Source organism: Prevotella sp. C0026C3 (assembly GCF_056590795.1).
In genome coordinates this window covers 58,761-67,612 of the sequence record NZ_JBWPWW010000013.1, presented here as the reverse complement: position 1 = coordinate 67,612, position 8,852 = coordinate 58,761, and the positions used below count along the sequence as shown (strand labels likewise).

Sequence of the window (8,852 nt, the reverse complement as noted above, 5' to 3'; positions counted from 1 at the left end):
ACAAAAAGGGCTGAAATCCAAATACGGATTTTAGCCCTTAACTTTTATATGTGGAAAAGGTTTACCGGACAGTAATAAATCAAAAAGGATGTTATGGATGAGGCGAAACGTCTTCTTATCACAGAAGAATGGTCTCCGGAACAAATATCTGGTGTATTGGCTAAGGAAGGCAAGTATATTAGCCATGAAACCATATATCGTATGATACGTAAGGACAAGGCAAAAGGTGGAACACTATATAAACTCTGTCGTCACAAGCTAAAGCATCGTGCCAAGCCTGTTGGTAGCAGACGTATATCCATACCCAATAGAACAAGTATCAGCGAGAGACCTACTGAAGTTGACGGAAAACGCTTTGGGGACTTCGAGATGGATACAATTGTTGGAAGAGGAAATCATGGTGCTATTGTGACACTGATAGAACGCAGTACAAATATACTATTTATGAGAAAACTTAAAAAGGGAAAGAATGCCAAGGAGTTAGCACGCACTGTAATACATTTGCTATCTCCATTCAAAGAGCATGTCAAGTCTATTACAACGGACAACGGTACAGAATTCGCTTGCCATGAAATGATAAGCAAAAGCCTTGGTGTCACCGTCTATTTTGCTGACCCATACGCTTCATGGCAGAAAGGGGCTATAGAAAATGCTAACGGACTGATTAGACAATACGTGCCAAAAAAAGAAACGTTTGAGCATGTCAGTCATCAACAAATAACAAAGTATTCAAAGAAAATTAACATGAGACCAAGAAAGAAATTAGAATTTAGAACACCACATGAGTGCTTTTACGAACTAATTAAGTAAATTTGCACTTGCTTGTTGAATTCACGTCTCTCGAAAATATTGTTATTTTGTTAAATAATGTTAAGCTTAGAATCGCGTATCTATATTTTTATTATGTTTGTAATAAAATATTTTAGAATAAAACTAAGAGTATCTTTTTTAAAAATAAAATACAGATTAAGTGAATACTAAACTAGTTTTAATTACAGGTGCTACCAGTGGAATCGGTGAGGCATGTGCTCGCAAGTTCGCACAAGGTGGTTACCGATTGATATTGACAGGGCGTAATGAGCAAAGGTTAGAGAGGTTAAAGGCTTTGTTAGAAGAAGATGGTGCAGAAGTCAGACTGTTGAAGTTTGATGTGCGCGACCGTCAGGCGGCAAAGACAGCAGTAGAGTCGTTGGATGGAGATTGGAAAACTGTCGATGTTCTTATCAATAATGCTGGTTTGGCTTTGGGTTTGACCAAAGAATATGAGGGCGATGAAGACGATTGGGAGACAATGATAGATACCAATATCAAGGGTTTGCTCACCATGACACGTCTGATTGTACCCGGAATGGTAGAGCGAAATCGTGGACATGTCATCAATATTGGTAGTGTAGCAGGTGATGTGGCATACGCCGGAGGCAATGTATATTGCGCAACTAAAGCTGCTGTCAAGACTTTGACCGATGGTTTACGGGTAGATTTGGTAGATACTTGCGTGCGAGTAACCAATATCAAGCCGGGATTAGTAGAGACTAATTTCAGCGTTGTACGTTTCCATGGGAATCAGCAACAAGCAAAGCATGTATACGAGGGGATTCATCCTTTGAACGGAGATGATATCGCCGACGTGGCATTCTATGCTGCATCAGCCCCAGAACATGTACAGATTGCCGAAGTGTTGGTATTGGCTACACATCAAGCAAACGGTTACACAATCAGTCGTGATGTGAACCGTGAAGAACATTTGTCCTAAAGAGGACTGCAACTTAATGAAAGTACAGGATGACTTTGTGTTTTGTAAAAAATAGCTTTTAAGCTACAATAGGTCCTAGATTAGGTAAAGGAGGAATTCAGGACTAACAAGAACAGGTCCTCCAACCTGTCTTTCTGTGGGACGTCACATCCTGTGACGTCCTTTTAATATGCAGATAAACAATGATGATTCAAGATAATTATACATATTTGACCGAGGCTCCCATCCATCGTGTGATTATAACGATGGCTCTTCCTACAATTGTAAGTATGCTGGTTACCAGTCTTTACAATATTGCCGATACGTTTTTTGTGGGACAAATCGATACACAAAGCACAGCAGCGGTAGGCATTGTGTTCTCTGTCATGTTTTTTATTCAGGCTTTTGGCTTCTTCTTTGGGCATGGTTCGGGCAATTATATTTCTAGAGAGTTAGGGGCTAAGCGTATAGAGAATGCCGAGCGAATGGCCAGCACCGGGTTCTTTTTATCGCTATTTTTCGGTCTTGTATTCCTTGTGATAGGTGAGTTGTTGCTCACGCAGTTCTGTATATGGCTTGGTAGCACGCCTACTATTCTGCCTTATTCCGAACGCTATATGGGTATTATCTTACTTGGTGCCCCTCTGCTAACGTCGTCGTTGACGCTCAATAATCAAATGCGATTGCAGGGAAATGCACGTCTAGCCATGTATGGTATCGTCACCGGTGCTCTTATCAATGTGTTGCTCGATCCTCTATTTATATTTGTCTTCGATATGGGAGTGGCCGGAGCTGCGGTCGCTACGGTTATAGGACAGACTGTAAGTTTTTGTATTCTTCTCCATATGACCCATCGTTCGCAGAATATCAGTATTCGTTTGAGAAACTTCTCTCCCTCTCGTACGGCTTTGAAAGAGATATTCTATGGAGGCTCTCCCTCGTTGTCTAGACAGGGATTAGGTTGTGTTGCTACGATTTCATTGAATGTTGTGGCAGGTAGATATGGCGATGCAGCCATTGCAGCCATGAGTATCGTCAGTCGAATAACGATGCTTGTGATGTCGGCTGTCATAGGTTTGGGACAGGGATTCCAACCTCTTTGTGGTTTCTGCTATGGTGCTAAGCTCTACAAGCGGTTGTGGAGTGCCTACAGATTTACGGTGAAAGTGGGCACGATGTTCCTTTTGGTCTTTTCTATTATTTGTTTTTTGTTTAGTAATGATGTGATAGCTGTGTTCCGTAACGAACCTGATGTGATTGCAATAGGTACTGTGGCACTCAATTGGCAATTGGTCACATTACCTTTATTGGCGGTGATAGTGACGAGCAATATGCTTACTCAAACATGCCGGAAACCGCTTCGTGCTAATATATTGGCCGCTGCTCGACAGGGCTTGTTCTTTGTCCCGCTTATTCTAATGCTTCCTTTCTTTTTTGGTTTGAAAGGTGTAGAGATGTGTCAGGCATGGAGTGATGCTTGTTCATTCTTGATTACTGTGCCCGTCATGATTTATACTTATCGTGAGTTTTTTCCTAAGAGATGATTTCTCATTCATATTACCTCTTTCTTTGGGAGAGTGATTAAGTAGGATGCTTTGCTCCTTATATTTTATCCAATCCTTTCCTTGTATTCTTTTTCAATGCTTTGAATTGGGTTGGTGTCATACCGGTTACGCTTTTAAATTGACTGCTTAGATAGGCCACACTGGAATAGTCCAACAGGTTGGCTATCTCTGTAAGAGATTGTTGGTCGTATTTTATCAACTCTTTTACACGTTCAATACGCTGCATGATGTAGTAGCGCTCGATGGTCAGTCCGGTCACTTCACTGAACAATTTACTTAACAAACTGTAGTCGCTATGCAGTTGGTGAGCCAGATAGTCGCTCAAGTTCATATTTCTGTTGCTATCGGTATAATGAACCAATTTTATAATAGCTGACTTAATTTGTTCGATAGTCTGCTGGCGTCTGTCATCGAGTAATTCAAAACCTAAGGCTTCCAATCGATTGCGGAGTGTTGCTTTCTGCTCATCAGTTAATGTATTGCTAATGTGTACTTCGCCTAATTCCACACTTAAAGGGTGCAGGGAAAGGTTTTGAAGAGTTTGCGATACTGCCATCTCGCAGCGATCGCAAACCATATTTTTAATATATAATATTGTCTCCATCTTGTCACAAAGATACATAGACTTGCGGAAATAGGCAAATCAAAGTGGATGGTTATTCTTCCAGTTTAATAACTAATAAACTCACAAACTTAAATGCTCAAATGGCTGCAAGGGCTTGGCAGCATTGCTGCCTAGGCTTTTCAGTATTCCTGCCAAGCCACTTCAGCAAAATTGCTGAGCCGTTGCAGTTTCGTAGTTATGAAGTAGACGAATTGACAAATAGGCAAGTTTGAGAGTCTATATAATCTTTGTTGGCAGAATATTATAAACTATATCCATAATAACGTAACATAAATGGGGGATATATCTAGTATCTTTGTAGCAACAGAAGAATATAGATGAGAAGAATAACATTCTTGCTTCTTACGCTTTTCTGTCTAAAACATTGTTTAATAATAAATCGAGGAAGTTATGAATAAGACGTTTCAAGTGAATGGTATGAAGTGTGTACATTGTAAAGCTAATGTAGAGAATGCAGTAAAGGCAATTATCGGAGTAGCTCGTGCTGAGGTTAATTTGGAAGCAAAGAGTTTGATGGTTGATTTTGATGAGGCTCTGGTGGCAATTGATAATATCAAGGCGGCTGTCGATAATGCCGGCTATGAGTTTGTAGGATAGGAGAACCGAGTATGGAAAAACGAACGATTCCGGTTGTCGGTATGGCTTGCTCGGCTTGTTCGGCCAATGTGGAGCGAAGGTTGAATGCACTTGAAGGCATCAGTATGGCATCGGTGTTATTGCCCAGTCGTTCGGCTTTGGTGGAGTACGACCCGCAAGTCATCTCGCTCGAAAAGATGAAGAGTGAGCTCAATGCTATTGGTTACGATATGATTATCGAGTCAGACCGCAGTGTCGTTGAGATTGAACGACGCGAATATCAATTGTTGTTACGTAAGACAATACTATCATGGATATTCTCGCTATTGGTGATGTCGGTCTCTATGGGGTGGATAGTTATCAATAATCGCAGCGCTGCCAATCAAGTAGCCATGCTTCTTGCCTTGGCCAACTTTGTGTATTGTGGTCGTGGATTTTTTGTCTCGGCATTCAAACAGATACGTCATAGGGCAGCTAATATGGACACGTTGGTGGTGTTGAGTACCTCTATTGCTTTTCTTTTTAGTGTGTTCAACACCTTTTGGGGTGCGACGGTGTGGGGCACGCGAGGCATTGAATGGCACACATATTTTGACGCCTCGGTGATGATTATCACATTTGTACTCACCGGTCGACTCTTGGAAGAGAGGGCAAAGAATGGTATGGCCGGGAGTATTCGGACTTTGATGGGACTCGCGCCCAAGACTGCTCATGTGGTAAAAGGTGAGGAGATAGAGGAAGTTCCTATCTCTACCATTACCGTGGGCGATGTGTTGGAGGTGCATCCGGGCGAGAAAGTACCGGTAGATGGCGATGTGACATGGGCTAATAGCTTCATGTTGGAAGGTGGAGCATACGTAGATGAGTCGATGATAACGGGCGAACCAACACCTACTCTCAAGCAAATGGGGAGCAAAGTGTTGGCTGGTACGATACTTCAACAGGGCAAATTGCGCTTCCGGGCACGCCAGATAGGGGAGAATACGGCCTTGGCTCACATCATCAAGATGGTGCAAGAGGCTCAAGGAAGTAAGGCTCCTGTGCAGCGAATCGTCGACAAAGTTGCTCTTATCTTTGTTCCGGTAGTGGCTTCCATAGCCCTGCTAACTTTTATAATATGGTGGGCTGTAGGGGGCAATGCTGCTCTTCCACAGGCCATTTTGTCGGCTGTGGCAGTGTTGGTGATAGCATGCCCGTGTGCTATGGGATTGGCTACGCCGACAGCTTTGATGGTTGGTATAGGGAAAGCAGCGCAGAAAAATGTGCTCATCAAGGATGCAACAGCCCTAGAAAGTATGCGAATGGTGGATGTTATGGTGATAGATAAGACAGGTACCATTACGATTCCAAATCAAAATATAGATTTCACGAAGGCCGACGACCTGCCTTTGGAAGAGCGAGAGACACTGAAACCTAATGCGTGTGAGGCGATGAAAGAATTACAAGATATGGGTGTCGAGGTGTATATGATGAGTGGTGACAAGGAAGAGGCGGCTCATTACTGGGCCGAGAAGGCTGGTATTAAGCATTATTATAGTAAGGTATTGCCGCAGGATAAGGAGAATTTGGTGCGTAAGCTACAAGTCGAGGGAAAGCGCGTGGCTATGGTTGGCGACGGCATCAACGATACTCAAGCATTGGCTTTGGCCGATGTGAGTGTGGCCATGGGGCGCGGTACGGACGTAGCCATGGATGTAGCGCAAGTGACTTTGATGACTGACGATTTGCAACGTATACCGGAAGCCATTCGATTGAGCAAGAAAACGGTACGTATGATATGGCAGAATCTGTTCTGGGCGTTTGTCTATAATATCGTATGTATACCGTTGGCGGCCGGTATTCTCCATTTATTTGGTATCGATTTCCAAATCACTCCGATGTGGGCAAGCGCTTTGATGGCTTTCTCTAGTGTGAGTGTGGTGTTGAATAGTCTGCGATTAAGATTTGCGTAAAGGTATAGATGATATAATAACAAAAAAGAGACGGGCTGATGCTCGTCTCTTTTTGTGACTTCGCTGGGATTCAAACCCGGAACCTTCTGATCCGTAGTCAGATGCTCTATTCAGTTGAGCTACGAAGCCAATCCATAAGTATTGCTATTAAGAAGAGTGGTGACTCCGCTGGGATTCAAACCCGGAACCTTCTGATCCGTAGTCAGATGCTCTATTCAGTTGAGCTACGGAGCCCCGTTCTTAATTTGCGAATGCAAAGGTAGTAACTTTATTTTGTACCACCAAATTTTCGCTTACTTTTTATTTGATAAGTTCCACAGAACGTCTTAAAAAGGCATCTAGAGCCTGTCCTTTAAGCATTCCATTTTGCAAAAGAGCTAGGTCTATCAACTGATGTACGATAGAATTGTCCTTTGCATAGTTGGCAATGACCTCTGTCTTTTTCTTCTTTTCGTTGGAAATACTTTCCTCTGTGTTCTTAACATCGTCTTTCTCGTCTTGTGTAATTTCCTCCGGTTTCTTGCCGGATTGGCTCTGATGGAGGGCAGCGAGACGTGCTTGCAAGCCTTTGAGTTCGCTGACAATGGGTTTTAAGGCCTCTGTAGTTTTGTTTTCGCAGTCTTCCAAGATACTCTTAACGAGTGCATGGTCGCTGTTGAGTACGATGGTGTAGCTGTCGGGCATCTGTGAATAGAAGCTCATACCGGCTTGGAACTTGCTCATTTCTTTCATTCGGCGCATGTATTCGCTCTGTGTGATGAGCACCGGTTGGCTTTCTTGTCCGAGTGCTTGTACCTCTACTTGGAAGTCGGCTTGGCCTATTTGAGGCATCTGCGACTTGAATACTTGTGACAAATTGTCACGCTTTTCCTCTTCTAGTTCGACTTTCTTGCTGTCTTCTTTAACGATGAGGCGGTCAACGACATCGGCATCTACACGAGTGAAACGGCTTTTTTCAAACTTTTGTTCCAGCATGGAAACCATCGGAGAATCCAATTGTCCATCGAGCAACAGTACGTTGTAGTCTTTCTGCTTAGCTGCTTGGATATAGGTATATTCCTCTTCTTGGTTATTTGTGTACAGATATACCAAGTTGCCATCTTTATCTGTTTGGTTGTCCTTGATAAGTGTCTTGTAGTCTTCGTAAGTGTAGTATTTATTGTCTACATCCTTGAATAAGGCGAAGTCTTTGGCTCTGTCGTAGAAGTCTTCTTGTGATAACATACCGTAATGGATGAAGATTTTGAGGTCGTCCCACTTCTCTTCGTATGCCTTGCGGTCTTCTTTGAAGATGCTTTGTAGTCTGTCGGCTACCTTCTTAGTGATATAAGTAGAAATCTTTTTGACGTTGGCATCGCTTTGGAGATAACTGCGGCTCACGTTCAAAGGTATATCCGGAGAGTCTATTACACCGTGCAGCAAGGTGAGGAATTCAGGTACGATACCTTCTACTTGGTCGGTTACGAATACCTGATTGCAATATAATTGAATCTTGTTGCGCTGTAATTCGATGTTCGCTTTGATCTTCGGGAAGTACAAGATACCCGTCAGATTGAAAGGATAATCCACATTCAGGTGAATCCAGAACAAAGGTTCGTCCTGCATAGGATACAGTTCACGATAGAAGTTCTTATAGTCTTCATCCTTCAATGTAGACGGAGTTTTGGTCCAAAGTGGCTCAATGTTGTTGATGACATTGTCTTCTTCGGTGTCTACCATCTTACCATCTTTCCATTCACTCTTCTTTCCGAAGGCTACTGGAACAGGCATAAAGCGACAGTATTTGTTCAGTAGTTCTTGTATCTTATTCTTCTCTAAGAACTCTTTGCAGTCGTCGTCGATGTGCAAAATGATGTCGGAACCTCTGTCAACTTTCTCTAACTCTTCTATAGTATAGGCCGGACTGCCATCGCAACTCCACTTAACAGCCTTTGAACCTTCCTTATAGCTCTTGGTAATAATTTCTACTTGCTTGCTCACCATGAAGCTGGAATAGAAGCCAAGTCCAAAGTGTCCGATGATAGCATTGGCGTTATCCTTATACTTATCGAGGAAGTCGTTGACGCCGGAGAAAGCAATTTGGTTGATATATTTATCTATCTCGTCTTCGGTCATGCCGATACCACGGTCGCTAATAGTCAAGGTTCCCTTCTCAGTATCTAGTTTTATTTGTACGGTAAGGTCGCCCAACTCGCCTTTAAAGTCTCCTTTTTCGGCCAAAGTCTTAATCTTTTGTGTGGCATCAACAGCGTTGCTGACCATCTCGCGAAGGAAGATTTCATGATCAGAATAGAGAAATTTTTTGATGACAGGGAATATATTCTCTGTTGTAACCCCGATATTTCCTTTTTGCATAATACAATATAGTTTAGTGTTTTCTACTCATTCCATGCAAAGACTGT

General features: G+C 42.7%; 6 protein-coding genes, 2 tRNA genes and 1 pseudogene. 5 read left to right on the top strand and 4 right to left on the bottom strand.

Going from position 1 to position 8,852, the window contains the following annotated elements:
* Positions 1-78 precede the first annotated feature (78 nt).
* The 3 genes and pseudogenes from AC1EK4_RS09000 to AC1EK4_RS08990 all read left to right on the top strand — a co-directional run.
* Positions 79-810 (top strand): annotated as a pseudogene (locus AC1EK4_RS09000) (IS30 family transposase); the annotation flags it as partial.
* Positions 811-970: 160 nt separating this feature from the next.
* Entirely contained in the window at positions 971-1,753 is a 783-nt protein-coding gene (locus AC1EK4_RS08995; RefSeq protein ID WP_062434398.1) for an SDR family NAD(P)-dependent oxidoreductase, read from the top strand.
* Between the two features lie 182 nt (positions 1,754-1,935).
* A complete protein-coding gene (locus tag AC1EK4_RS08990) occupies positions 1,936-3,276 on the top strand; it encodes an MATE family efflux transporter (RefSeq protein ID WP_036900772.1) in 1,341 nt (446 codons plus the stop codon).
* 58 nt (positions 3,277-3,334) lie between these two features.
* Here AC1EK4_RS08990 and AC1EK4_RS08985 read toward each other — a convergent pair whose 3' ends face one another.
* A complete protein-coding gene (locus tag AC1EK4_RS08985; RefSeq protein WP_062434457.1) occupies positions 3,335-3,901 on the bottom strand; it encodes a helix-turn-helix domain-containing protein in 567 nt (188 codons plus the stop codon).
* Between the two features lie 411 nt (positions 3,902-4,312).
* Between AC1EK4_RS08985 and AC1EK4_RS08980 the strand changes: the two genes are divergently transcribed.
* Together AC1EK4_RS08980 and AC1EK4_RS08975 are read left to right on the top strand one after the other, a co-directional pair.
* The gene (locus AC1EK4_RS08980; protein ID WP_480357966.1) at positions 4,313-4,519 is read left to right on the top strand and encodes a heavy-metal-associated domain-containing protein; all 207 of its coding nucleotides are present in this window, start codon (positions 4,313-4,315) and stop codon (positions 4,517-4,519) included.
* An 11-nt stretch (positions 4,520-4,530) separates the two neighbouring features.
* Complete coding sequence (locus AC1EK4_RS08975; protein WP_480357964.1) at positions 4,531-6,450, top strand: heavy metal translocating P-type ATPase; 1,920 nt, start codon at positions 4,531-4,533, stop codon at positions 6,448-6,450.
* A gap of 55 nt (positions 6,451-6,505) precedes the next feature.
* Here the strand turns inward: AC1EK4_RS08975 and AC1EK4_RS08970 are convergent.
* The 3 genes from AC1EK4_RS08970 to htpG form a co-directional block, all read right to left on the bottom strand.
* Positions 6,506-6,579 (bottom strand) — tRNA-Arg (locus AC1EK4_RS08970).
* Positions 6,580-6,607: 28 nt separating this feature from the next.
* Positions 6,608-6,684, bottom strand: a tRNA-Arg gene (locus AC1EK4_RS08965).
* A gap of 66 nt (positions 6,685-6,750) precedes the next feature.
* On the bottom strand, positions 6,751-8,805 hold the full coding sequence (gene htpG, locus AC1EK4_RS08960; RefSeq protein ID WP_062434395.1) for a molecular chaperone HtpG: 2,055 nt from the start codon (positions 8,803-8,805) through the stop codon (positions 6,751-6,753).
* Positions 8,806-8,852 lie beyond the last annotated feature (47 nt).

Bases quoted from the DNA above. Each gene is read 5' to 3' on its own strand.
- AC1EK4_RS08990 (WP_036900772.1), top strand. From the start codon at position 1,936: ATGATGATTCAAGATAATTATACATATTTGACCGAGGCTCCCATCCAT.
- AC1EK4_RS08985 (WP_062434457.1), bottom strand. From the start codon at position 3,901: ATGGAGACAATATTATATATTAAAAATATGGTTTGCGATCGCTGCGAG.
- AC1EK4_RS08980 (WP_480357966.1), top strand. From the start codon at position 4,313: ATGAATAAGACGTTTCAAGTGAATGGTATGAAGTGTGTACATTGTAAA.
- AC1EK4_RS08975 (WP_480357964.1), top strand. From the start codon at position 4,531: ATGGAAAAACGAACGATTCCGGTTGTCGGTATGGCTTGCTCGGCTTGT.
- htpG (WP_062434395.1), bottom strand. From the start codon at position 8,805: ATGCAAAAAGGAAATATCGGGGTTACAACAGAGAATATATTCCCTGTC.